The 23,773-nt window shown below is 53.4% G+C and carries 22 protein-coding genes; 15 read left to right on the top strand and 7 right to left on the bottom strand.

What is annotated here, in order from left to right; translation table 11 throughout:
• Positions 1–15: 15 nt before the first annotated feature.
• The 6 genes from AC4LF3_RS07255 to ppsR form a co-directional block, all read right to left on the bottom strand.
• Positions 16–636: a phosphoadenosine phosphosulfate reductase domain-containing protein gene (locus tag AC4LF3_RS07255; RefSeq protein ID WP_010797785.1), complete on the bottom strand. Its 621-nt coding sequence runs from the start codon at positions 634–636 to the stop codon at positions 16–18.
• 23 nt (positions 637–659) lie between these two features.
• Positions 660–2,063 carry an aminodeoxychorismate synthase component I gene (pabB, locus tag AC4LF3_RS07260; RefSeq protein WP_491835018.1) on the bottom strand — a complete coding sequence of 468 codons (1,404 nt, stop codon included), beginning with the start codon at positions 2,061–2,063 and terminating at the stop codon, positions 660–662.
• Positions 2,064–2,067: 4 nt separating this feature from the next.
• Positions 2,068–3,060 carry an alpha-L-glutamate ligase-like protein gene (locus tag AC4LF3_RS07265; RefSeq protein ID WP_491835019.1) on the bottom strand — a complete coding sequence of 331 codons (993 nt, stop codon included), beginning with the start codon at positions 3,058–3,060 and terminating at the stop codon, positions 2,068–2,070.
• A 1-nt stretch (position 3,061) separates the two neighbouring features.
• Positions 3,062–4,597, bottom strand: coding sequence for an osmotic stress tolerance membrane protein RloB (gene rloB / locus AC4LF3_RS07270; RefSeq protein ID WP_010797788.1), 1,536 nt, complete (start codon positions 4,595–4,597; stop codon positions 3,062–3,064).
• A gap of 16 nt (positions 4,598–4,613) precedes the next feature.
• Entirely contained in the window at positions 4,614–5,135 is a 522-nt protein-coding gene (locus tag AC4LF3_RS07275) for an ATP-dependent zinc protease family protein (protein ID WP_051370192.1), read from the bottom strand.
• A 119-nt stretch (positions 5,136–5,254) separates the two neighbouring features.
• Positions 5,255–6,073 (bottom strand): posphoenolpyruvate synthetase regulatory kinase/phosphorylase PpsR, encoded by an 819-nt coding sequence (ppsR, locus tag AC4LF3_RS07280; RefSeq protein WP_010797790.1) that lies wholly within the window; start codon positions 6,071–6,073, stop codon positions 5,255–5,257.
• Between the two features lie 205 nt (positions 6,074–6,278).
• On the opposite strand from ppsR, the gene ppsA reads away from it, so the two are divergent.
• From ppsA to AC4LF3_RS07325, 9 genes are all read left to right on the top strand, one after another.
• Entirely contained in the window at positions 6,279–8,648 is a 2,370-nt protein-coding gene (gene ppsA / locus AC4LF3_RS07285) for a phosphoenolpyruvate synthase (RefSeq protein ID WP_074827387.1), read from the top strand.
• Positions 8,649–8,704: 56 nt separating this feature from the next.
• Positions 8,705–9,673, top strand: coding sequence for an alpha/beta hydrolase (locus AC4LF3_RS07290; protein WP_125887831.1), 969 nt, complete (start codon positions 8,705–8,707; stop codon positions 9,671–9,673).
• Positions 9,674–9,731: 58 nt separating this feature from the next.
• Positions 9,732–10,031 (top strand): Rieske (2Fe-2S) protein, encoded by a 300-nt coding sequence (locus AC4LF3_RS07295; RefSeq protein WP_150347696.1) that lies wholly within the window; start codon positions 9,732–9,734, stop codon positions 10,029–10,031.
• Between the two features lie 20 nt (positions 10,032–10,051).
• The gene (gene rraA, locus AC4LF3_RS07300; protein ID WP_491835020.1) at positions 10,052–10,543 is read left to right on the top strand and encodes a ribonuclease E activity regulator RraA; all 492 of its coding nucleotides are present in this window, start codon (positions 10,052–10,054) and stop codon (positions 10,541–10,543) included.
• Positions 10,544–10,563: 20 nt separating this feature from the next.
• Positions 10,564–11,565: a zinc transporter ZntB gene (locus AC4LF3_RS07305; RefSeq protein ID WP_125887833.1), complete on the top strand. Its 1,002-nt coding sequence runs from the start codon at positions 10,564–10,566 to the stop codon at positions 11,563–11,565.
• 55 nt (positions 11,566–11,620) lie between these two features.
• Positions 11,621–11,869, top strand: a complete 249-nt coding sequence (locus AC4LF3_RS07310) for a hypothetical protein (RefSeq protein WP_010797796.1) — start codon at positions 11,621–11,623, stop codon at positions 11,867–11,869.
• A gap of 2 nt (positions 11,870–11,871) precedes the next feature.
• Entirely contained in the window at positions 11,872–12,696 is an 825-nt protein-coding gene (locus AC4LF3_RS07315) for a mechanosensitive ion channel family protein (RefSeq protein ID WP_286788200.1), read from the top strand.
• Between the two features lie 79 nt (positions 12,697–12,775).
• On the top strand, positions 12,776–13,360 hold the full coding sequence (gene sigX, locus AC4LF3_RS07320; protein WP_019365377.1) for an RNA polymerase sigma factor SigX: 585 nt from the start codon (positions 12,776–12,778) through the stop codon (positions 13,358–13,360).
• A 104-nt stretch (positions 13,361–13,464) separates the two neighbouring features.
• Positions 13,465–14,520: an OmpA family protein gene (locus tag AC4LF3_RS07325; protein WP_074827376.1), complete on the top strand. Its 1,056-nt coding sequence runs from the start codon at positions 13,465–13,467 to the stop codon at positions 14,518–14,520.
• 96 nt (positions 14,521–14,616) lie between these two features.
• Here the strand turns inward: AC4LF3_RS07325 and gltA are convergent, their stop codons facing one another.
• The gene (gene gltA, locus AC4LF3_RS07330; protein ID WP_491835021.1) at positions 14,617–15,900 is read right to left on the bottom strand and encodes a citrate synthase; all 1,284 of its coding nucleotides are present in this window, start codon (positions 15,898–15,900) and stop codon (positions 14,617–14,619) included.
• A 340-nt stretch (positions 15,901–16,240) separates the two neighbouring features.
• Between gltA and sdhC the strand changes: the two genes are divergently transcribed.
• From sdhC to odhB, 6 genes are all read left to right on the top strand, one after another.
• Entirely contained in the window at positions 16,241–16,627 is a 387-nt protein-coding gene (gene sdhC / locus AC4LF3_RS07335) for a succinate dehydrogenase, cytochrome b556 subunit (RefSeq protein ID WP_010797801.1), read from the top strand.
• Entirely contained in the window at positions 16,621–16,989 is a 369-nt protein-coding gene (gene sdhD, locus AC4LF3_RS07340) for a succinate dehydrogenase, hydrophobic membrane anchor protein (protein ID WP_010797802.1), read from the top strand. The genes sdhC and sdhD overlap by 7 nt, the downstream gene beginning before the upstream one ends.
• Before the next feature lie 3 nt (positions 16,990–16,992).
• Positions 16,993–18,765, top strand: a complete 1,773-nt coding sequence (sdhA, locus tag AC4LF3_RS07345; RefSeq protein ID WP_010797803.1) for a succinate dehydrogenase flavoprotein subunit — start codon at positions 16,993–16,995, stop codon at positions 18,763–18,765.
• Between the two features lie 11 nt (positions 18,766–18,776).
• Entirely contained in the window at positions 18,777–19,481 is a 705-nt protein-coding gene (locus AC4LF3_RS07350; protein ID WP_010797804.1) for a succinate dehydrogenase iron-sulfur subunit, read from the top strand.
• 196 nt (positions 19,482–19,677) lie between these two features.
• A complete protein-coding gene (locus tag AC4LF3_RS07355) occupies positions 19,678–22,509 on the top strand; it encodes a 2-oxoglutarate dehydrogenase E1 component (protein WP_125887834.1) in 2,832 nt (943 codons plus the stop codon).
• A 36-nt stretch (positions 22,510–22,545) separates the two neighbouring features.
• Positions 22,546–23,769, top strand: coding sequence for a 2-oxoglutarate dehydrogenase complex dihydrolipoyllysine-residue succinyltransferase (odhB, locus tag AC4LF3_RS07360; protein ID WP_010797806.1), 1,224 nt, complete (start codon positions 22,546–22,548; stop codon positions 23,767–23,769).
• The last annotated feature ends 4 nt before the right edge of the window (positions 23,770–23,773 follow it).

The raw sequence follows: 23,773 nt of genomic DNA on the forward strand, positions 1-23,773 counted from the left end.
TGGCTTTTTGCTTTATCAGTGCTGGATATGCAAGCCGCACTCACGGTTTTCTTCGCCCTTGGTGGGGTCGAAGTAATCGAAGTTGTTTGGCAGATTGTGCTCCACCAGATATTGGTACAGGTCTTTAGAGGTCCAGTTCAGCAGGGGGGCAACCTTGATCAGGCCATCCTGGTTGATGCTGACCGGCTGCATTTGGGCACGTACTGCAGTATCGCTTGCACGCAATGCGGTAAACCACACGCTGGGTGCCATTTCCCGCAGTGCGCGGGTAAACGGCTCAAGTTTGACTTCTTCGGTAAAGGCCTCATGGCGTGGATCGTCTAAACCAGGCACAGGACCTTCAATAGCTTCGCGATGGGCCCGCGAGCGCTTGGGTAGATAAGTGATCAAGTTGAGATTAAGTGCGCGGGCGACCTCATCGGCGAAGCGATAAGTCGCCTCGGTATTATAGCCGTTGTCCATCCACACCACAGGGATGTCAGGCTTTACGCGCGTTACCATGTGAAGAATGACCGCTTCAAACGGACGAAAATTGGTCGTGCAGATAGCCGGCTTGCCAAGACCCAATGCCCAGGCAACAAGCTGCTCAGGCTGATTGGCGAATTCGGCATTGATGCGGTCCAGATCAAGTGACATGGCAAGGCTCCAACGCTAATAAGTCAAGACGAACATGGTAACAAAGCCCCGTCTGGGCTGCACGACGTAGCGGCATCCGTCAGGCTATGCATCTCAAGGGTGTTCAATAACACTCGTACCTTGGCAATAGATTCCTCATACTCGTCTTGCCATTCTGAGTCCCTGACGATTGCACCGCCGCCCCAGCAGCTGGCCATCCCGTCCTTGATCAATACACTGCGAATAGCGATGGAGCTGTCCATCTCGCCCCGCACGTCGATATAGAGCAGGGAGCCACAGTAGATGGAGCGGCGAGTCGGCTCCAGCTCATCGATAATTTCCATTGCCCGAATCTTGGGGGCTCCGGTGATTGAGCCGCCTGGAAAGCTTCCGGCCAGCAGATCGAATACATCACAACCGGATGCAAGCTCACCCCTCACACTGCTCACCAGATGATGCACGTTTGGATAGCTCTCCAATGTAAATAGCTCAGGGACTTTGACCGAGCCTATTCGGCAGCTGCGTCCCAGGTCATTACGCAAAAGATCAACGATCATTACATTTTCGGCACGATCTTTTGGACTGGCCAGCAATTCATCTGCCAGGGCGGCGTCTCGTACGGGGTCCAGGCTGCGTGGTCGCGTCCCTTTGATAGGGCGTGTTTCCACCCGACCGTCATGCACCTGAATGAAGCGTTCAGGTGAGTGGCTGAGGATGGCACCGCCCTGGATGGGCATATAACCGGAAAAAGGCGTAGGGCAGGCGGCTCGCAAGGTGCGGTAGGCTTGCCAGCCCGATCCAGAGCAGGGCGCCTGAAAGCGCTGTGTGAAGTTGATCTGATAACAGTCCCCAGCGTTTATATACGCCTGGGTTCGCTCGATTTGTTCGCGATAGCGCTCTTTAGTCACATTCGCCTGGAATGGGATTTTCAGGCAAAAGGTTTGATCCTGGCTTGGAGTAACCGGGCTTGTGAAGAGATCAATCAAGCGCGAGCGTTCAGCGGCATTCAGTACCGGATGAAATACTAGCTGGCTGGTCTGTCTTTCATGATCGCTAATCAATGCCCAGCCATACAGACCCAGTCTGGCCTCAGGCAACATCAGATCATCTTGGGCCTGAGCCGGTAGACGCTCCAGCTGGCGACCAAAATCATAGCTCAGATAGCCCATCACGCCACCTGCAAAGGGCAGATCTACTTCGGTGGGAAGCTGCGCTGCTCCGAGCCTGCCGAGTGCGTGGCGAAGCCGAGCGAAAAACGAATGCCCTGATTCCTCCGGTAAAGGGGCGAGCTGCTCTAGCGGCCAGGCACTAAGCAGGTCATATCGTCCACGTGTGGCCGTTGGTCTGCCAGAGTCCAGTAGAACAGCACCCTCCGCATTACGGATGCGCTCGAAGAAATCACCGGGGTCTGCTTGGTAGTCAAGCGGATAAAGTGTGCAGGTGAGCATGTGTTCAGCGAGTTATGGTAGATGAGGAGACATGACCGAATAATCGTTGAGAAAAGGCTACACGCTCTTCCGCTGTTTCAACGATACCCTGGGTCTGCATTTCGGCGAGACGAGCCTCTACTGCCTGAGCTCGCAAGGTAAGTCCGCTGTCATTGGCAATCTGAATATTCAGGCCAGGCCGTGCATTGAGTTCAAGAATCAGAGGTCCTTTATCTTTGTCGAGCACCATGTCAACACCAATGTAACCCAGCCCGGATAATTCATAACAGGAAGCCGCCAAGCGCATGAATCCGTCCCAGTCCGGCAGCTGTACGCCATCTACAGGATGGGCGGTATCCGGGTGCTTTTCGATCTTGGCGTTAAGCCAGGTGCCACGCAGCGTAAGTCCGGTTGCCAGGTCCACTCCGACACCAATGGCACCCTGGTGCAGGTTGGCCTTGCCGCCGGACTGGCGTGTAGGTAGACGTAACATGGCCATTACGGGGTAGCCCATCAAGACGATAATTCGAATGTCCGGAACACCTTCATAGCTGATATTGCGAAACAGCTCATCAGGGATGACCCGGTACTCGATGAGTACTCGATCCCTATGGCCACCGAGTGAATAGAGACCCGAGAGGATGCTGGAGATGTGATATTCCATGTCCGAACGGCTAACCATCTTGCCGGAGACTGTTTTCAATCGCCCCTCAAAGCGGTCGGCAATGACCAGAATGCCGTCGCCACCAGCCCCCTGTGCGGGTTTAACAACGAAATCCTGATGGTTCTCAATAATCGTATCGATCTTCCCGATGTCGTGCTCTGTCGAGATAATCCCGTATAAATCCGGCACATGGATGCCTGCCTCGATTGCTCGCTGTTTGGTCAGGATTTTGTCATCCACGACCGGGTACAGGCTGCGCTTGTTGTACTTGAGTACATAATCGGCATTACGCCGGTTGATACCCATGATTCCGCGAGCCGAAAGGGCCTTCCATGTTTTGATCAAACCGAACATGTCAGTCTTCCTTCAGCAGGGCCTTGAAGCGAACCAGTTCCGTCAGGCGATAACCGCGATAACGACCCATTGCCAGCATGAAGCCCACTAGAATCAACAGGACGGCCGGGAACGTAAATACGAAATACACCAGCGGTGGGATTTTCATCAGAAGATAAGCCAGCGAGCCGGCGAACAACGTGCCGATGGCGACCTTGAGAGCATGGTTGGCGCCACGCTCCTCCCAGGTTATCGAGAGTCGCTCAATGGTCATGGTCAGAATAACCATTGGGAAGAGCGCAACCGAAAGGCCGTTTTCAAATCCCAGTTTGTGACTGAACAGGCTGATGGCGGCAATCATGACTACGACGAACGTCAGTACAACCGACAGTCGAGGCAGCATTTGCAGGCGGAGGTGTTCCAGGTAGGAACGCAGGGAAAGGCCCAGTGCAGTGATCACGGTGAACAGACCGATGCCCCACTGCAGGCCGGTTTCCCGGAAAGCCAGTGCAATCAGAACCGGTGTAAAGGTTCCCAATGTCTGCAGGCCTATAAGATTTCGCAGTATGAGAATCACGAGCACGCCAAGCGGGATCATGATCATCGTCTGGTAGGTCTGCTGGGTCTGGAGGGGCAGGCCGTACAGGGAATAATCCATGAAGGCCGTCTCCACACTCGAATTGGTGAGCTGAGCCAGGCGAATGGCATTCATCTGGCTGCTGTCCAGCGTGAACGTCACATTCGCTTTACGACCGCCATCGAGGTTCAGCAGTTGACCGTCACCGCTCCACCAGATCATGCGATCGGACGGTAGACCGCGCTCGCCTGTTTCAGGATTGAAATAGATCCAGTCCTTGCCGTTATAGCTACGCAGCCAGAGTTCCGGATTTTGCTGAATGTGGGCGACAAGGCGCAGGGTGTGAACCTTTTCCAGGGGTACACGTGCCAGCGACACCAGCAGATCGATGGTCTGTGCCCGCTTGGTGATGCTGGTATCGCCATTAAGTAACAACTTTACGTTGTCGTCATTGACGTTATTGACGCGCCTGATGGCTTCGCTGATGAATGTTTCCACATCGGCTGAATGTTGACGGATAGGCGCGATCAAGGCTTCAGCAGCCAGGCGCTCAGGACCTTCCGGCAGAACAATAGGGTCTCGAGTAACCGGGCCTTTTTCTTCACGTGGCTTGTCACTTCCAAAACGCTTGGTCATAACCAGACGGTAATACAGGGTCTGGTCGCCTTTGGCACGTCGCGCAGACCAGGTCAGCTGCCGGTTACCCTCTATGCGGCTGACGTTAACGCCGTAGTTATTGGAGACAAAGCTCTCGTTAAGGCTGACGTAGCCTTGCGTCAAGGGTGGAACGAACAATTGTACTTTGACGGGCACGTGGGGTGTGGCAGTAAACGTAACCTTGGCATCGATGCTCCATAACTCATCTGTTTCATCCTGAGTGATCGGAATGCCCAGCCCAAAGATCTGGTAGGCGGTAATGGATACGCCAAGTAGAACCAGAACGGTGATAAGAATCTTCAGATGCAAATTAATGGAGCGCATGCAGGTTACTCGACTTTCAAATAGGGCATGCCGGAGTACCGGCCAGATAAGAGCGGGAGACGTCAATCAAGGCGTCATAGCGCCTGAGTGCCTTACTGCCAATCAGCAAGGGAAAGTCAAAGTGGCTACGGTTCGTAAGATTAACCTCAATCGTATGCCTCTCATTTCCCATGCAGATAACCATTGGAATAACGGGACGACTGGTATGCATCTTGGGTTCGACCCCTGGTGTGTGGTCTGCATGCCGCCGCTTGATATGGCTTACACGAAGCAGAGGGCGCTCCAGCGTAATGTCATGGGCCTGATCAATAGCCAGAGAAAAGCGCACCCAGCGCTCCCCGCTACGGGTAAATAGATGAATGCGGTGTGCACTCAAGGAGGCGGTTTCTGCACCCGTATCAAGCTTTGCTTTAAGGTGTAAATTCAGCTCCGGCAGATACACATTTTCATGCAGGCCATACGTTCGCTTCTCGCTTGAAAAGCACAGGGTGCTCCATAGCAGGGGCACGCTAAACAGTAGATAAATTAAAGATTTCATCAAGCTAGTGCAGGCCAGGCATGTGCCAGCGGAGGATGGCTTCCGGCACAGTGCGTCAGTCAAAAGGGCGCATTCTAGCATGGGCCCCTTTCTAAACCAGTGAAGCCTGCCGCGACGTATCACTTCAGGCGGCGCTCAACACCTTTCTCTACCAGAATCTTGGCGGCGATCTCTTCAACAGAGAAATGGGTTGAATTGATAGACGGAAGATTTTCACGTCGGAACAGGCTTTCTACTTCCCGGACCTCAAACTCGCACTGGGCGAAACTGGCATATCGGCTATTGGGCCGGCGCTCGTGCCGAATCGCCGATAGGCGGTCAGGGTCGATTGTCAGGCCAAATAGTTTGTTCTTTTGTGCCTTGAGCGAGGCAGGCAGTTGCAAGCGCTCCATGTCCTCCTCTGTTAAAGGATAGTTCGCTGCTCGAATTCCAAACTGGAGCGCCATATAAAGGCAGGTGGGCGTTTTGCCGCACCGGGAGACACCGACCAAAATCAAATCAGCCTTGTCGTAGTGTTGCGTACGCGCGCCGTCGTCGTTTTCCAGAGCAAAATTCACGGCCTCGATACGTTGCATATAATTGGCGTTATGCATCATGGAGTGTGATTTACCGACCGAATATGACGATTCAGCACACAACTCCTGCTCAAGCGGGGATAAAAAAGTGGAAAAGATGTCAATCATGAACCCATTCGACTGGTCGAGAATCGCGCGTATTTCCCGGTTAACGATGGTGTCGAAAATAATAGGGCGCGCACCGTCTGACACGGCGGCGTTGTTGATTTGCTGTACCATGGCCCGGGCTTTTTCCACGGTGTCGATATAGGGCCGGGTCAGTTTTGTAAAGCTGATGTTCTCGAATTGAGCGAGTAAGCTTTGGCCGAGGGTTTCGGCAGTAATGCCGGTACCGTCGGAAATAAAGAAGGCGGTTCGTTTCATCAGGGTGAAACTCCCGAGACAGTGGTTTTTGATTTTATCGTAAGGTGCTTCGTAAAGGCTGTCGGGAGACTGGCACTTTTTAAAAGTACCTGGCGCCTGTAGCCAGTCGATAAAACGAATTCTACTGATTCTGGAATAAAGACCCAGTGTGAGCGTGCCAGTTGCGTACGAGCTTTCCCACAAATACAAATATGGAGAGATCACCTTGGACGAGTACGTAGTTTCCCTGGATAAACTCGGGGTGCACGATGTTGAGCAAGTGGGCGGCAAAAACGCATCCCTTGGCGAGATGATCAGCAACCTGGCGGGTGCGGGTGTTTCGGTTCCTGGCGGTTTTGCTACTACTGCACAGGCCTATCGGGACTTCCTTGAGCAAAGCGGGCTTAATGACCGTATCCATGCCGCTCTGGACGCGCTAGATGTCGACGATGTTACCGCGTTGGCTAAAACAGGCGCCGAAATCCGGCAGTGGATCATGGACGCCGAATTTCCGGCTCGCCTGGATACTGAAATCAGAACGGCCTTTGCACAGTTGTCGGCAGGAAATGACAATCTGGCGGTTGCCGTGCGGTCTTCCGCTACGGCAGAAGACCTGCCGGATGCCTCCTTTGCCGGTCAGCAGGAAACGTTCCTGAATATACGCGGTGTAGACAACGTCATCCGAGCGGCCAAAGAGGTCTTTGCATCGCTGTTCAACGACCGGGCCATTGCTTACCGCGTACACCAGGGCTTCGATCACAAGCTCGTCGCGCTATCGGCTGGGGTGCAGCGCATGGTTCGCTCCGAAACAGGGGCGGCAGGCGTGATGTTTACACTGGACACCGAGTCGGGTTTCCGGGATGTGGTCTTTATCACAGGTGCTTATGGCCTGGGTGAAACCGTTGTCCAGGGTGCCGTCAACCCTGATGAGTTCTATGTACACAAGTCCACACTAGAGGCGGGGCGGCCTGCAATCCTTCGCCGTAATCTGGGTAGCAAGGCTATCAAGATGATCTATGGCGAGGAAGCCAAGGCGGGGCGCTCTGTCAAAACCGTCGATGTTGAGGCTGCCGAGCGTGCACGCTTCAGCATTACCGATGATGAGGTCACCGAGCTTGCCAAGCAGGCACTCATCATTGAAAAGCATTATGGTCGCCCGATGGATATCGAGTGGGCCAAGGATGGAGATGATGGCAAGCTCTATATCGTTCAGGCGCGTCCCGAGACCGTCAAGAGCCGTGCCAGTGCAACAGTAATGGAGCGCTACCTGCTCAAGGAAAAGGGGCAGGTCATTGTTGAAGGGCGTGCGATCGGCCAGCGTATCGGTGCAGGCCCGGTCAAGGTCATCCGTGATGTTTCCGAAATGGATCGCGTCATGCCGGGCGATGTGCTGGTTTCCGATATGACCGATCCCGACTGGGAGCCGGTCATGAAGCGCGCCAGCGCTATCGTCACCAACCGCGGCGGCCGGACGTGTCACGCAGCAATCATCGCTCGTGAGCTGGGTATTCCGGCTGTAGTGGGGTGTGGCAATGCAACCGAGCGCCTTAGTGATGGGCAGGTCGTAACCGTCTCATGCGCAGAGGGTGACGCGGGCCTGATCTACGAAGGTGAATTGAGCTTCGATGTCCGTCAAAGCTCGGTAGATGCCATGCCTGATCTGCCATTCAAAATCATGATGAATGTAGGAAATCCAGATCGAGCATTCGATTTCGCCCAATTGCCCAATGCAGGCGTTGGACTGGCGCGCCTTGAGTTCATCATCAATCGCATGATCGGCGTGCATCCCAAGGCGCTACTCAATTACGACAGTCTGCCGCTGGATATCAAGGAAAACGTTGACAAGCGTACGGCTGGCTATAGCGATCCGGTAGGCTTTTACGTCGAAAAGCTGGTCGAGGGTGTTAGCACGCTGGCTGCAGCGTTCTGGCCCAAAAAGGTCATTGTCCGCCTGTCCGACTTCAAATCCAACGAGTACGCCAACCTCATTGGTGGCAAACTGTACGAGCCTGAAGAAGAAAACCCGATGCTCGGGTTCCGTGGTGCTTCTCGCTATATCAGCGAGTCTTTCCGCGACTGCTTCGAGCTTGAATGCCGTGCCATGAAAAAAGTGCGTAACGAAATGGGTCTGACCAATGTCGAGCTTATGGTTCCTTTCGTTCGTACTCTTGAAGAGGCCTCCCAAGTAGTTGATCTGTTGGGGACCTACGGGCTCAAGCGTGGCGAAAATGGCCTGCGCGTGATCATGATGTGCGAGCTGCCTTCCAATGCGCTTCTGGCTGAAGAGTTCCTTGAGTATTTCGATGGTTTCTCCATCGGCTCTAATGACATGACTCAATTGACGCTGGGCCTGGATCGTGATTCTGGCATCATTGCTCATCTTTTCGATGAGCGTAATCCAGCCGTCAAGAAGCTCCTGGCTCAGGCCATCGCGGCTTGTAACAAGGCCGGTAAATACATTGGTATTTGCGGTCAGGGCCCGTCCGATCATCCTGACCTGGCCAAGTGGCTGATGGATCAGGGAATCGAAAGCGTATCGCTCAATCCGGATTCCGTGCTTGATACATGGTTCTTCTTGGCCGAGGGACAGGCTTAAAATAGCGCGTCATTCACAGGCGGGGGTTAACCCCGCCTTTTTATGTAACGGTAATTATGCAAAGCAGTAGCCAGCTTTTCCCTGTTGCGCTCGTGCGCGCCGAGTTATACGGGGACTTAACCGAAGATGTGTACCTTCTCAAGCCCAACAATAGCTCAGACCTTAGTGTTGAACTGTCTCTGACACGCCTTGGGCGGCTGAACCGGCAAGCGCCCTACAGACCTCCCGTTATCCTCGTTCATGGTGCCTTTGGTAATCGTTTTACGTGGTATTCCGCGAGCGGTATTGGGCTGGGTGTCGAACTTGTCGATGCCGGATTCGACGTCTGGATTGCCGAGATGCGCGGTCATGGCTGCTCACCACGCAACCTGGAGTATGTGAGCAATCAATTATCTGACTATGCAAGCTATGACCTTCCAGCAATTGCAGCCTTTGTAGAGGAGCAATCGGGGTTGCCGGGTCACTGGATAGGGCACGGGCAGGGCGGGCTTGCGGTTATTTTGGGCGTGCTCAACGAATGGCTGACCGAGCGCTCAGTCAAGTCGCTGGGCTTGTTGGGCGTTGCCACGTCCGACCGTCTGTGGGGGCTGCTATCGTGGCGGGAAAAAATGCGCTCGACTATTTCCGGCCATGGAGTAGGCGTTGGTCCTGAGGATGAGCCAAAGGTGCTGCTAAAGGCACTTCAGGATGAGCGTGCACTGGGCAGTAGTCGCTCCGAGCGGGACCGGCTGCTAACGCGATTGTCTTCGCTCTCAATACCTGTACTGGGACTGGCAGCTGCCAATGACCCACTGGTGAGCGCTGAGGCGTGCCGAATGCTGTTTGACCGTTTCGGAGGGCAGTATAAGGATTTCATCTCTCTAGGTCAGCTTCTTTCCCGCGAAAACGGTATGAGTCATGCCTCGCCTTTCATGGCACGGGAAGCACATCGGCATTTTAGCGGGCTAATTTCAGAATGGCTGACCAGTATCGAAAAAGCTTCACAAAAGCAGGATGTTGCACCTAGTATCGAACTGACTGAATAGTAGCCCTGGATTCACTCAGGAGCCCAATGCGCAGCGGGCGATATCGTTAGGAGAGCCCATGTTCGTGCCGCTTGAAAGGTTATTGAATCTTGAGGAAGGATATCGTCAGCGCTTCCTGATCAAGGGGTTGCCAGTCGTACTGATGGTCATCGAGGGCAAACATATCCTTTTTGAAGACAGGTGTCCCCATCAGGGCGCTTCACTGTTTCAGGGCGCCTTAACCTCGGACTCGATACGATGTCCCAGGCATGGCTTTGAGTTCGATGTGCACACAGGCAAGGCAGTCAACGCCAACTGTCCTGAGCTGAAATTGCTCAATCCTGCCTATGAGCGGGATCGTATCGGTATCGACCTTTAACGTCTCGAGAGAGGCTTCCTATGCGCTATGTCACACCTGATCTCTGTGATGCCTATCCCGACCTGATACAAGTGGTAGAGCCATTGTTTAGTAATTTTGGTGGCTGCGACTCGTTTGGTGGGCAAATTGTCACCATCAAATGTTTTGAAGATAATTCGTATGTAAAGGAGCGGGTCGAGGAAGACGGATCGGGAAAGGTCATGGTCGTGGATGGCGGTGGGTCCATGCGCTGTGCGCTTCTGGGCGATATGCTGGCTGAAAAAGCAGCAGCCAATGGATGGGCTGGTATCGTGATTTACGGATGCGTCCGGGATGTGGATGTACTGGCTGAGACCAACCTGGGTATCCAGGCACTGGCTTCGCATCCCAGAAAATCCGAAAAGCGTAAAGTAGGGCAGTGCGATATACCCCTTGTGTTTGGCGGAGTCACTTTTGAAGTTGGCCATTATCTGTATGCTGATAACAACGGTATTATCGTCTCCTCGCAGCGGCTTGAGATGCCAGGCGAATGAAAGAGTAACGAGAATCTGGAATGCAGGATTACGAAAGCGGTAACGAACGCGGCCTCGTATATGGCTATGTATTGAATGGACGAGGTGGTGCCCGCCGGATTCAGCGCAACGAGCTCGATATTCTTGACCTGCAGCCCGACGAAACCCTGTGGTTGCATTGGGACCGAAGTGTACCTGAGGCCCAGCAGTGGCTTCGTCAGTCCAGCGGACTCAATGAGTTTGCCTGTGATCTTCTTCTGGAAGAGGCCACCCGTCCTCGTATCGTTCCCTTGATCGGCGAGAGCCTTCTCCTGTTTCTACGCGGCGTGAACCTGAACCCCAACGCTGTTCCCGAGGATATGGTATCGCTGCGTGTTTATGTGGATGCCCAGCGCGTTATTTCTCTTCGCTTGCGTCCCCTCAAGGCGGCAGCTGAAATCCAAGAGGATCTCGAGGAGGGAATAGGGGCTGAAAACACGAGGTCGCTTATCCTTCAACTGGCTACTTACATGACAAGCCGGGTCGATACGCTGGTCGTTGAGCTTGCTGAACAGCTCGATGAAATGGAGGAACGGGTAGAAGAAGATGAAACAAACCTGCCCGAGCACAGCCTGATCCTGGGTCTGCGCAAGCGCGTCGCTAGCCTCAAGCGTTATCTGGCTCCTCAGCGCGACATTTACTTCGATCTGTCGCGCCAGAAACCAGCCTGGCTGGTAGCCGGAGGAGAGGCCGAGTACTGGAGTGAGCTTCATAATAGCCTGACGCGGAATCTGGAGGAGCTTGAGCTTATGCGAGAGCGAGTCAGCTTCTTGCAGGAGGTCGAGCAGCGCAGTGTGGCTGAGCGGACCAATCGGACCATGTATCTGCTTGCCATCATTACCGGATTCTTCCTGCCCATGAGCTTTGTGACGGGTCTGCTTGGTATGAATGTGGGCGGCATTCCCGGGTCGACATTCTCGATGGGCTTTGTTGTGGCATGCGGTGCCATCCTGCTTATTGCTGTCTTTCAGTGGTGGCTCTTCAGGCGGTTGCGGTGGTTGTAAGTGTGACTTGCTGTTTTGGACGACCGTCTAGCATGAAAGTGGCGAGGGGTGCGCTATGCCAGATCCTTTCGAAGAATCATTAAAAGATATGCTCAAGTCGGGAGCCGAGGCTCCGACGGATTACGACAGACTGGATCGCGTCCTGAAGACTGCCAATCGGCAGGTGGGTGCAGGTGATCTGTTCGGGCTGATGGGGCGTTGGGGATCCGCCGTCCTCATGGCTATCAATAATGGCTCGGGGCACGTCAAGCCTGTACGTGGCTCTTCTCGTAGCTCCCGTTCTTCTAACAAACAAGCCGAGTAATCATGGAATTTGATATCTGGACGCAAAGCCTCCTGTCCGCGATGACAACCCTATGGAGCAAGGTGGCAGGCTTCATTCCCAATCTTCTGGGTGCTTTGCTGGTTGTTATTCTCGGATTCTTTTTTGCGAAGCTGCTTGATCATCTTCTTTCCAAGCTCTTGGCCAAGCTAGGCCTGGACAGATTGATGACCGGGACTGGTCTTACCAAGATGTTGGCCCGGGTTGGGATCAAGATTCCTGTCAGTACATTGATCGGTCGCATCGTCTACTGGTTCATTCTGCTGGTTTTTCTGGTATCGGCTGCAGAGTCGCTTGGCCTGCAGCGCGTTTCGTCTACGCTTGATGTCATGGCCTTGTACTTGCCCAAAGTGTTTGGCGCTGCTCTGGTTCTAGTCATAGGCGTGCTGCTGGCGCAGCTGGTCAATGGAATCGTGCATGGCGCGGCTGAAGGTGTTGGGCTGGATTATTCCGCAGGCCTTGGGCGCGTTGCCCAGGCGCTGGTCATTATCATCAGCATTTCTGTAGCCATCGGGCAGCTTGAAATAAAGACTGAGCTACTCAATACCGTTATTGCAATCGTGTTGGCATCACTTGGTCTGGCAGCCGCATTGGCGTTGGGGTTGGGCAGTCGCGACCTGGTCGCTCAGATCCTGGCTGGAATCTATGTGCGAGAAATTTTCGAGGTCGGGCAATTCGTACAAATTGATGAGGTTGAAGGCGTTATCGAAGAGATCGGTACGGTGAAAACGTTGCTGCTTACCGCGGACGATGAATTGATATCGGTTTCAAACAAGCGCCTTCTTGATCAGCGTGTAAAGGCTCGCTAACAAGTGAAAAAGTTGCCGACAGCGAGCTGTGAGACGGATATCATGCCGCCCACTGAACGGCAGTCCGGCACCGTCCGCTTTGAACGAAACCTTGTCTACAGCCTATGACCCCCGCCAGCTCACTGATGAGGAGCTGGTGCAGCGCGCACATACCGAGTTGTTCCATGTGACGCGTGCCTACGAAGAACTGATGCGGCGGTATCAACGTACGCTGTTCAATGTATGCGCACGCTATCTGGGGAACGACCGAGATGCAGATGATGTCTGTCAGGAGGTCATGCTGAAGGTGCTGTATGGACTTAAGAACTTTGAGGGCAAGTCAAAGTTTAAGACCTGGCTCTATAGCATTACGTACAACGAGTGCATTACCCAATACCGGAAGGAGCGTCGTAAGCGTCGTCTGGTAGATGCTTTGAGTCTGGAGCCGATCGAAGAAGCTTCGGATGAAAAAGCGCCAAAGTTGGAAGAGCGGGGTGGTCTGGATCGCTGGCTAGCCCATGTGAATCAGATTGATCGAGAAATTCTGGTGTTACGCTTTGTGGCGGAGCTTGAGTTCCAGGAAATTGCAGACATCATGCACATGGGGCTCAGTGCGACCAAGATGCGTTATAAGCGGGCACTGGATAAGCTGCGTGACAAGTTCGCAGCAGAAGTTGAGGGCTAGGTAACACCATAGTCCACTGTTTTTTATGAACTTCTGAATAACTTGTTGTCAAAGCATCCGGAGATTGCCGGAACACTAATATCATTAAGATGGGGATACATAGGATGAAATTGAAGAGCACCTTAGGCGTCGTCATTGGCTCCCTGGTCGCCGCTTCTTCTCTGAGCGCCATGGCTCAGGGTCAAGGCGCAGTAGAGGGCGAGCTGTTTGGCAAGCGCTACTTCACCGACAGCCAGCGTGACATGAGCAATGCCAACCTGTATGGCGGTTCGGTGGGTTACTTCCTGACTGACGACGTCGAGCTGGCGCTGTCCTATGGTGAGTACCACGACGTACGTGGCGACCACGATGAAGGTCACAAAAAGATTCACGGTAGCCTGGCTGCCCTTGATGCCTACTACCACTGGGGTACTCCTGGTGTAGGTCTGCGTCCTTACGTTTCTGGCGGTTTCGCTCACCAGTCCCTGACTGATGCGCATGCTGACCATCACGGCCGCAACCACACTACGTTCGCAAACGTAGGTGCGGGCCTGAAGTACTACTTCACCGAGAACCTGTACGCTCGCGGTGGCCTGGAAGGCAACTACAACATCGATGATGACCAGGGTGAATGGTCTGCTGTCGTAGGTGTGGGTGTGAACTTCGGTGGTTCTTCCCGTCGTCAGGAAGCTGCACCAGCACCGGAGCCGGTTGCTGATGTGTGCACCGATTCTGACAACGATGGCGTTTGCGATAACGTCGATCAGTGCCCGAACACTCCGGCTAACGTAACTGTTGATGCCAACGGTTGCCCGGCTGTTGCAGAGGTTGTTCGCGTTGAGCTGGACGTGAAGTTCGACTTTGACAAGGCTGTTGTGAAGCCTGAGAGCTATGGCGATATCAAGAACCTGGCTGACTTCATGCAGCAGTATCCGCAGACTTCTACTACTGTAGAAGGTCACACTGACTCTGTTGGTACTGATGCTTACAACCAGCGTCTGTCTGAGCGTCGCGCAAACGCAGTTCGTAACGTTCTGGTTAACCAGTATGGTGTTTCTGGCAATCGTGTAAATGCTGTAGGTTACGGCGAGAGCCGTCCTGTAGCTGACAACTCCACTGAAGCTGGCCGTGCCGTTAACCGTCGCGTAGAAGCTGAAGTTGAAGCTCAAGCTAAGCAGTAATTAGTTACTGTCTAGTAAAAAGCCCGCATCGTAAGATGCGGGCTTTTTAATTTGGGCTTATTAAGGCAATAAAAAAGCCCCTGTCGGGGCTTTTTATTAGCGATTATTAATCGGATTAATATCGCGCTTGGTTGGGCCGGTATAAAGTTGGCGAGGACGACCAATCTTATAGGGGCCGGAAAGCATTTCTTGCCAGTGAGAGATCCAGCCTACTGTTCTGGCCAGGGCGAAGATCACAGTAAACATACTGGTGGGTATGCCGATTGCTTTTAGGATAATGCCTGAATAGAAGTCGACGTTGGGGTAAAGATTTCTTTCAATGAAGTAAGGATCTTTGCGCGCAAGTTCTTCCAATTGCATGGCAAGTTCAAGCTGAGGATCATTAATGCCAAGTTCAGCAAGAACTTCATCGCATGTCTGTTTCATAACTTTGGCGCGAGGGTCAAAGTTCTTGTAAACACGATGGCCAAAGCCCATTAGCTTGAATGGATCGTTTTTATCCTTGGCCTTGGCGACAAACTTATCAATATTGCTGACATTGCCAATCTCATCCAGCATTCGCAATACTGCTTCGTTTGCTCCGCCGTGAGCGGGGCCCCAAAGCGCTGCAATGCCGGCTGCAATGCAGGCGAATGGGTTTGCACCCGAGGAGCCTGCCAGCCGAACTGTCGAGGTGGAGGCGTTTTGCTCGTGGTCGGCATGCAGAATAAAGATTTTGTCCATTGCCTTTGCGAGAACCGGGCTGACCGGCTTAATTTCGCAGGGTGTATTGAACATCATATGAAGGAAGTTTTCTGCGTATCCCAGGCGATTATCGGGATACATCATTGGCTGACCCATGGAGTACTTGTAAACCATGGCGGCCAGGGTTGGCATCTTGGCAATCAGGCGCATGGCCGAAATTTCACGATGATGCGGGTCCTGGATATCCAGAGAGTCATGATAGAAGGCGGAAAGTGCGCCCACTACGCCACACATGATGGCCATTGGGTGAGCGTCACGACGAAAGCCATTGAAGAACGTCTTGAGCTGTTCATGAACCATGGTGTGGTTCTTGATGATGCTTACAAAGTTCTGCTTTTGTTCTTCGTTAGGCAATTCACCTTTTAGTAAAAGGTAACAAGTCTCAAGGTAATCGGACTTTTCTGCCAGTTGTTCGATGGGATAGCCGCGGTGCAAGAGGATCCCATTATCACCATCGATGTAGGTGATTTTCGATTCACAGGAGGCCGTCGACATAAAGCCTGGATCGAACGTGAAAACGCCAGCATTCGTAAGATTACGAACATCGACCACATCAGGTCCGAGGGTTCCAGACATTACGGGCAGCTGTACCGGGTCTGCGCCCTCAATGATTAGCTGCGCTTTCTTGTCAGCCATTAAGGCCTCCTTATTTATGCTTGAAATCATTTATACAACCCCCACGCAGGGCCAGGGCCACTATAGAGGCAATCATTTGAAAGTCAATTTACGAACATATTGCGCCAATTATTACTTAGGTTTCAAACGTGCTCATAACTTACACTATTGAGCGCCGTTTAGGGCAGCGACATTAGTCTATTTGTATGGAATTGGTGCGTTGTCATGAGCAGCCTAACTGTCTATACTTCATGGCCGACCGCCTCAGGCTGTGTGCCTCTCCAGCGCGGTTGTCAATCCAGTAATGGATGTCTATTAAAGCAATTCCCAATAACTAGCCCGGCAACTTTGGGCTCTCAGTGTGAAAGAAGCCGTGAATAGTAAACGACCTGTAAATCTAGACCTCAGGACCATAAAACTCCCTATCACAGCTTACACCTCGATCCTTCACCGAATTTCCGGCGTTATCCTCTTCATCGGCCTTGCTGCGCTGCTTTATGGGCTCGACCTGTCGCTGAGTTCTGAGGATGGATTTGCTCGTGTGAAAGCGTTCCTGGCGTATCCGTTGGTCAAGCTCGTGATCTGGGCCGTGTTGTCCGCATTGCTGTACCACCTAGTAGCAGGCGTGCGCCATTTGATTATGGACATGGGTGCCGGTGAAACATTGCAAGGCGGCAAATTGGGCTCTCAGATCGTATTGATTGTATCTGCGGTGCTGATCGTTCTGGTGGGGGTCTGGATATGGTAACTAGCGTCACTAACTTCTCGCGCTCAGGTCTCTATGACTGGATGGCTCAGCGCGTATCCGCAGTAATTCTTGCGATTTATACGCTTTTCTTACTTGGATATGTCGTGCTTCACCCCGATATGTCGTTTGAGCAATGGCATGGGCTGTATAGCAACGGCTGGATGCGAATCTTCAGCTTGCTCGCCTTGGTTTCGGTTGGGGTTCATGCCTGGGTAGGCATGTGGACCATCTCTACCGATTATCTGACCCCTATGGCCTTGGGCAAGGGCGCCACGACGGTGCGTTTCCTGTTCCAGGCTGTGTGTGGTGTTGCCATGTTCGCCTTCTTTGTGTGGGGCGTACAGATTCTTTGGGGTGTGTGAGTCATGTCCAGTATTCGTACTCTTTCTTTTGACGCCATCATCGTAGGTGGCGGCGGCGCAGGCATGCGTGCAGCGCTGCAGTTGGCCCAGTCAGGTCACAAGACAGCTGTTGTTACTAAGGTTTTCCCTACTCGTTCCCATACCGTATCCGCTCAGGGCGGTATTACCTGTGCCATCGCATCGGCTGACCCGAATGACGATTGGCGCTGGCACATGTACGACACTGTAAAGGGGTCGGACTACATTGGCGACCAGGATGCCATCGAGTACATGTGCTCTGTGGGTCCCGAAGCGGTTTTCGAACTGGAGCACATGGGCCTCCCGTTCTCCCGTACTGAAACAGGCCGTATCTATCAGCGCCCATTCGGTGGGCAGTCCAAGGACTATGGTAAGGGCGGCCAGGCGGCGCGTACGTGTGCTGCGGCTGACCGTACCGGTCATGCGCTGTTGCATACCCTTTATCAAAACAACCTGAAGAACAATACAGTCTTCTTGAATGAGTGGTATGCAGTCGATCTGGTAAAAAACCAGGATGGATCCATCGTTGGGATCATTGCAGTTTGCATCGAAACGGGTGAGACCGTTTACATTCGTTCGAAAGCCACTGTTCTGGCCACCGGCGGTGCTGGACGTATTTACGCTTCTACTACCAACGCGCTGATCAATACCGGCGATGGTATCGGTATGGCATTGCGTGCAGGTGTGCCTGTTCAAGACATTGAAATGTGGCAGTTCCACCCAACCGGTATTGCCGGTGCGGGCGTGCTGGTAACCGAAGGTTGCCGTGGTGAGGGTGGTTACCTCATCAACAAGCATGGCGAGCGCTTCATGGAGCGTTATGCGCCTAATGCCAAAGACCTGGCTGGACGAGACGTTGTTGCTCGGTCCATGATCAAGGAGATCATTGCAGGCAATGGCTGTGGCCCAGACGCCGATCATGTACTGTTGAAGTTGGATCACCTAGGTGAAGAGGTGCTTCACGGCCGTTTGCCAGGCATTTGCGAGTTGTCCAAAACATTCGCGCATGTTGATCCGGTCAAGGCACCTATTCCTGTTATTCCGACCTGCCATTACATGATGGGTGGTATCGCTACCAATATTCATGGACAAGCGATCACTCAGGATACCAATGGCAATGATAAGATCATTGAAGGGCTTTTCGCCGTGGGCGAGGTAGCCTGTGTGTCGGTTCATGGTGCAAACCGTCTGGGTGGCAACTCTCTGCTTGACCTTGTTGTCTTTGGTCGCGCAGCGGGTCTGCATTTGGAAAAAGCATTGAAGGAAGGTGTTGAGCATCGCGACGCCAGCGCCAGTGATATCGAGCACTCCCTGGCTCGCATTTCTGGTGTCAACGAACGCAGCACTGGAGAAGACGTAGCGCCTCTGCGCAAAGAGCTTCAGAGCTGCATGCAGAACTACTTCGGTGTATTCCGTACGGGCGAGTACATGCAGAAGGGTATCGCACAGCTTTCCGAGCTGCGCGAGCGAATCGCCAACGTGAAGATTGCAGACAAGAGCCAGGCATTCAACACGGCCCGTATCGAGGCACTCGAGCTACAGAACCTTTTGGAAGTTGCTGAAGCCACTGCTATTGCAGCGGAAACCCGCAAGGAAAGTCGTGGAGCGCATGCTCGCGAAGATTTTGAAGAGCGGGACGACGAGAACTGGCTCTGCCATACCTTGTACTTCCCAGAAGACAAGCGTGTTACCAAGCGCGCTGTCAATTTCTCTCCGAAGACAGTTCCTACGTTCGAACCTAAAGTTCGTACATACTGAGGTTTGCCGTTATGTTGCAAGTCAGTGTTTACCGCTATAACCCTGAAAAGGATGAACTTCCTTTCATGCAGGAATTTCAGATCGAGACCGGTGGTAAGGATCTGATGGTTCTTGACATCCTAGCCTTGATCAAAGAACAGGATGTTACGTTCTCTTACCGTCGCTCTTGCCGCGAGGGTGTTTGCGGCTCCGATGGTATGAACATCAATGGCCAGAATGGCTTGGCATGTATTACACCGCTTTCAAGCGTTGTAAAAGGTAACAAACTGGTTGTTCGTCCTTTGCCAGGTCTGCCTGTCATCCGTGACCTCGTGGTCGATATGAGTATCTTCTATAAGCAGTACGAGAAGGTGCAGCCCTATCTGCAAAACGAGACGCCTGCGCCAGCTATCGAGCGGCTGCAAACACCTGAAGAGCGCGAAAAGCTTGATGGCTTGTACGAGTGCATCCTGTGCGCCTGCTGCTCTACATCTTGCCCGTCGTTCTGGTGGAATCCTGACAAGTTCCTGGGCCCTGCTGCGCTGCTGCAAGCCTATCGTTTCCTGGCTGACAGCCGTGATACGCATACTCAGGAGCGCCTTGCTGCCATGGACGATCCCTTCAGTGTCTTCCGTTGCCGTTCGATCATGAACTGCGTGACGGTATGTCCGAAGGGGTTGAACCCAACGAAAGCAATTGGTCATGTGCGTAGCATGCTGCTTCAGAGCGGTACTTAATTAGCGATTTGCACCGACAAAGGAACAGAATCCTTTGTCGGTGCTCTAAAGCGACCTGCAAGGCGTAGGCTCTGCCGGTTGATTGAATACATATTAGGGGCAACCGGGCTGGTGCCCGGACATCAATGAATGCTGTATAGCTTTCTGGCGCGCAGTATGACTCGATGGTGTTGTCCCTGACCGAGGGGTGACTTAAATGCACGAAAGCGTTATGCAGCGGATGTGGGAAAGCGCTCACCTATCAGGTGGGAATGCCTCCTATGTCGAAGAGCTCTATGAGCTCTATCTGCACGATCCCAATGCCGTTCCTGAGGAATGGCGCTCTTATTTCCAGAAGCTTCCTGCAGATGGAAATTTCTCCCCTGACGTATCGCACTCAGCGATTCGTGATCACTTCGTTCTCCTGGCAAAAAATCAACGCCGTGCCCAGCCTGTCTCAGCAGGTACAGTTAGCAGTGAGCATGAGAAGAAGCAGGTCGAAGTTCTGCGCCTTATTCAGGCTTATCGTATGCGCGGCCATCAGGCTGCGAGTCTGGATCCGCTGGGGTTGTGGCAGCGTCAAGCGCCTGCCGACCTGTCACTCAATCACTATGGGTTGACTGACGCAGATCTCGATACGACCTTCCGCACCGGCGAGTTGTACTTCGGTAAAGAAGAGGCAACTCTGCGGGAAATACGGGATGCTCTGCAAGAGACATATTGCCGCACTGTCGGTGCGGAGTTCATGCATATTGTCGATTCCGAGGAGCGCCGCTGGTTCCTGCAGCGTCTGGAAAGCGTCCGTGGACGTCCTCAGTATTCCGCCGAAGCCAAGACACACCTGCTCGAACGCCTAACGGCCGCAGAAGGTTTGGAAAAGTATCTGGGTACCAAGTATCCAGGCACCAAGCGTTTTGGCCTGGAGGGTGGAGAAAGCCTCATTCCGCTGATCGACGAAATCATCCAGCGCTCCGGCTCCTATGGCGCCCAAGAGATCGTAATCGGTATGGCCCACCGTGGCCGCTTGAACGTACTGGTTAACACGCTAGGCAAGAATCCTCGCGATCTTTTCGATGAGTTCGAAGGCAAGAAAATCGTTGAGCTGGGCTCCGGTGATGTGAAGTACCACCAGGGTTTCTCCTCCAACGTAATGACTGAAGGTGGAGAAGTTCACCTAGCGCTCGCCTTTAACCCGTCACACCTGGAAATCGTTTCTCCAGTGGTGGAAGGATCGGTACGCGCACGTCAGGATCGTCGTAGCGACAAATCCGGCGATAAGGTCGTTCCGATTTCCATTCATGGTGATGCGGCCTTTGCAGGGCAGGGTGTAGTGATGGAAACCCTGCAGATGTCCCAGACCCGGGCTTACAAGACCGGTGGCACGCTGCATATCATCATCAACAACCAGGTCGGCTTTACCACAAACCGCCAGGAAGATGCCCGTTCCACCGAGTATGCAACTGATGTTGCCAAAATGGTGCAGGCGCCTATCTTCCACGTGAATGGTGATGATCCGGAAGCGGTTCTCTTCGTGACACAGCTGGCGGTCGACTACCGCATGCATTTCAAGCGTGACGTAGTCATTGACCTCGTTTGCTATCGTCGTCGTGGCCATAACGAAGCTGACGAACCCAGTGGTACTCAGCCGCTGATGTATCAGCAAATCACCAAGCAGCGCACCACACGTGACCTTTATGCGGATGCGTTGGTACAGGCTGGTGTAATGAGCACCGAGCAAGTACAGGCTCAGTTCGAGAACTATCGTAGTGCCTTGGACGAAGGGCGCCATGTGGTGGCGAGCCTGGTCAAGGAGCCGAACAAAGGTCTGTTCGTTGACTGGCGCCCCTACCTGGGACATGCCTGGACCGCACGTCACGACACTCGATTTGACCTGAAGACTTTGCAGGAACTATCCAACAAGTTGCTGCAGCTGCCGGAAGGCCTAGTTGTACAGCGTCAGGTTGGCAAGATCCTCGAAGATCGCCAGAAGATGAGTGCTGGTGGACTCCCAATCAACTGGGGCTACGCGGAAACCATGGCCTATGCCACGTTGCTGCATGAGGGCCATCCGGTTCGTATTACTGGTCAGGATGTTGGCCGTGGTACGTTCTCGCATCGCCATGCTGTGCTTCATAACCAGAAGGATGGTGTGCCTTATGTTCCGCTGCAACATCTGAGCGAAGATCAGCCAAGTTTCGAGATCTACGATTCCTTGCTGTCCGAGGAAGCTGTACTGGCGTTTGAGTACGGCTACGCCACGACGACACCAAATGCTTTGGTGATCTGGGAAGCGCAGTTTGGTGATTTCGCCAACGGCGCGCAGGTTGTCATCGATCAGTTTATTACCAGTGGCGAAATCAAGTGGGGCCGCTTGTGTGGCCTGACTATGCTGCTGCCTCATGGTTATGAAGGACAGGGCCCCGAGCATTCCTCTGCTCGTCTGGAGCGCTACCTGCAACTGTGTGCCGAGCAGAACATCCAGGTATGCGTACCGACCACGCCCGCTCAGATCTACCATCTGTTGCGTCGCCAGGTTATTCGTCCGCTACGTAAGCCACTTGTGGTTCTAACACCCAAGTCGCTTCTGCGTCACAAGCTTGCCATTTCCACACTGGAAGATTTGGCTGAAGGCTCGTTCCAGACGGTTATACCGGAAATCGATGCGATCGATCCGCAAAAGGTAACCCGTCTGGTCATGTGTAGCGGCAAGGTCTATTACGACCTGCTTGAGAAGCGCCGTACCGAAGGTCGTGAAGATACAGCGATCGTACGCATCGAACAGCTTTATCCGTTCCCTGAGGATGATCTGACAGAAGTCATGTCTGCCTACAGCAATCTGACGGATATTGTTTGGTGTCAAGAAGAGCCTATGAACCAAGGTGCCTGGTATTGCAGTCAGCATCATATGCGTCGCGTCATTTCAGCGCTCAAGCCTGAGATTGGCCTTAAGTACGCAGGACGTGATGCCTCCGCTGCGCCGGCAGTTGGTTACGCTTCGATGCATGCCGAGCAGCAGGAAAAACTGCTGAACGATGCTTTTAATGGTTAACGCGCGCGCATAAAACGAATTAAGGAATCCAATAGAATGGCTATCGAGATCAAAGCCCCAACATTTCCAGAGTCGGTTGCAGATGGCACCGTCGCTACTTGGCACAAGAAGCCTGGTGAAGCCGTAAAGCGGGACGAACTGCTGGTCGATATCGAAACCGACAAGGTTGTCCTGGAAGTTGTGGCTCCCGCTGACGGTGTGTTGGCCGAAGTCTTGAAAAACGAAGGCGACACCGTGCTGAGCGAAGAAGTCATTGCACGCGTGGAGGAGGGTGCTGCAGCTGCTGCGCCAGCCGCTAGTGCTCCGGCCGTAGCGCCGTCTGCTGCGCCTGCTACTGCAGCTCAGGATGAAGAGGATCCGATTCTGGCGCCAGCCGCTCGTAAGCTGGCAGAAGAAAATGGTCTGGATCCAGCCAGCATCAAGGGCACCGGAAAAGGCGGTCGCGTAACCAAGGAAGACGTTGTAGCCGCTATCGAAGCCAAGAAAGCTGCGCCTTCCGCTCCGGCAGCCAAGCCGGCTGCAGCGGCTGCGCCGGCGCAGACCTTTGCTGCAGGCGATCGCGTCGAGAAGCGTGTACCGATGACACGTCTGCGTGCCAAGGTCGCCGAGCGTCTGGTCGAAGCTCAGTCAAGCATGGCCATGCTGACTACATTCAATGAAGTCAACATGAAGCCGATCATGGAGCTACGCGCCAAGTATAAGGACATGTTTGAGAAGAAGCACAATGGCGTACGCCTTGGCTTCATGTCTTTCTTTGTTAAGGCGGCGACCGAGGCTCTCAAGCGTCAGCCAGGCGTCAATGCCTCTATCGATGGTAGCGACATCGTTTACCACGGTTATCAGGATATTGGTGTCGCGGTTTCCAGTGATCGTGGCCTGGTTGTTCCGGTGCTGCGCAATGCCGAGCTCATGAGCCTGGCTGAAGTCGAGGGTACCATTGCTGATTTCGGCAAGAAGGCGAAAGCCGGCAAGTTGACCATGGAAGACATGCAGGGCGGTACCTTTACCATCTCCAACGGTGGTGTTTTTGGCTCGTTGCTATCCACTCCGATCGTTAACCCGCCGCAGACTGCCATTCTTGGCATGCACAAGATCCAAGAGCGGCCTATGGCAGTGAATGGTCAGGTTGTCATTCTGCCGATGATGTACCTTGCACTGTCCTATGACCACCGTCTGATCGACGGTAAGGAAGCCGTAACCTTCCTGGTCACCATGAAGGATCTGCTGGAAGACCCGGCCCGTCTGCTGCTGGATATCTAATCTG

Source organism: Pseudomonas sp. C2.3V (assembly GCF_058536325.1).

Coding starts and splice junctions, on each gene's coding strand:
- AC4LF3_RS07255 (WP_010797785.1), bottom strand. CDS start 636: ATGTCACTTGATCTGGACCGCATCAATGCCGAATTCGCCAATCAGCCT.
- pabB (WP_491835018.1), bottom strand. CDS start 2,063: ATGCTCACCTGCACACTTTATCCGCTTGACTACCAAGCAGACCCCGGT.
- AC4LF3_RS07265 (WP_491835019.1), bottom strand. CDS start 3,060: ATGTTCGGTTTGATCAAAACATGGAAGGCCCTTTCGGCTCGCGGAATC.
- rloB (WP_010797788.1), bottom strand. CDS start 4,597: ATGCGCTCCATTAATTTGCATCTGAAGATTCTTATCACCGTTCTGGTT.
- AC4LF3_RS07275 (WP_051370192.1), bottom strand. CDS start 5,135: ATGAAATCTTTAATTTATCTACTGTTTAGCGTGCCCCTGCTATGGAGC.
- ppsR (WP_010797790.1), bottom strand. CDS start 6,073: ATGAAACGAACCGCCTTCTTTATTTCCGACGGTACCGGCATTACTGCC.
- AC4LF3_RS07290 (WP_125887831.1), top strand. CDS start 8,705: ATGCAAAGCAGTAGCCAGCTTTTCCCTGTTGCGCTCGTGCGCGCCGAG.
- AC4LF3_RS07295 (WP_150347696.1), top strand. CDS start 9,732: ATGTTCGTGCCGCTTGAAAGGTTATTGAATCTTGAGGAAGGATATCGT.
- rraA (WP_491835020.1), top strand. CDS start 10,052: ATGCGCTATGTCACACCTGATCTCTGTGATGCCTATCCCGACCTGATA.
- AC4LF3_RS07305 (WP_125887833.1), top strand. CDS start 10,564: ATGCAGGATTACGAAAGCGGTAACGAACGCGGCCTCGTATATGGCTAT.
- AC4LF3_RS07310 (WP_010797796.1), top strand. CDS start 11,621: ATGCCAGATCCTTTCGAAGAATCATTAAAAGATATGCTCAAGTCGGGA.
- AC4LF3_RS07315 (WP_286788200.1), top strand. CDS start 11,872: ATGGAATTTGATATCTGGACGCAAAGCCTCCTGTCCGCGATGACAACC.
- AC4LF3_RS07325 (WP_074827376.1), top strand. CDS start 13,465: ATGAAATTGAAGAGCACCTTAGGCGTCGTCATTGGCTCCCTGGTCGCC.
- gltA (WP_491835021.1), bottom strand. CDS start 15,900: ATGGCTGACAAGAAAGCGCAGCTAATCATTGAGGGCGCAGACCCGGTA.
- sdhD (WP_010797802.1), top strand. CDS start 16,621: ATGGTAACTAGCGTCACTAACTTCTCGCGCTCAGGTCTCTATGACTGG.
- sdhA (WP_010797803.1), top strand. CDS start 16,993: ATGTCCAGTATTCGTACTCTTTCTTTTGACGCCATCATCGTAGGTGGC.
- AC4LF3_RS07350 (WP_010797804.1), top strand. CDS start 18,777: ATGTTGCAAGTCAGTGTTTACCGCTATAACCCTGAAAAGGATGAACTT.
- AC4LF3_RS07355 (WP_125887834.1), top strand. CDS start 19,678: ATGCACGAAAGCGTTATGCAGCGGATGTGGGAAAGCGCTCACCTATCA.
- odhB (WP_010797806.1), top strand. CDS start 22,546: ATGGCTATCGAGATCAAAGCCCCAACATTTCCAGAGTCGGTTGCAGAT.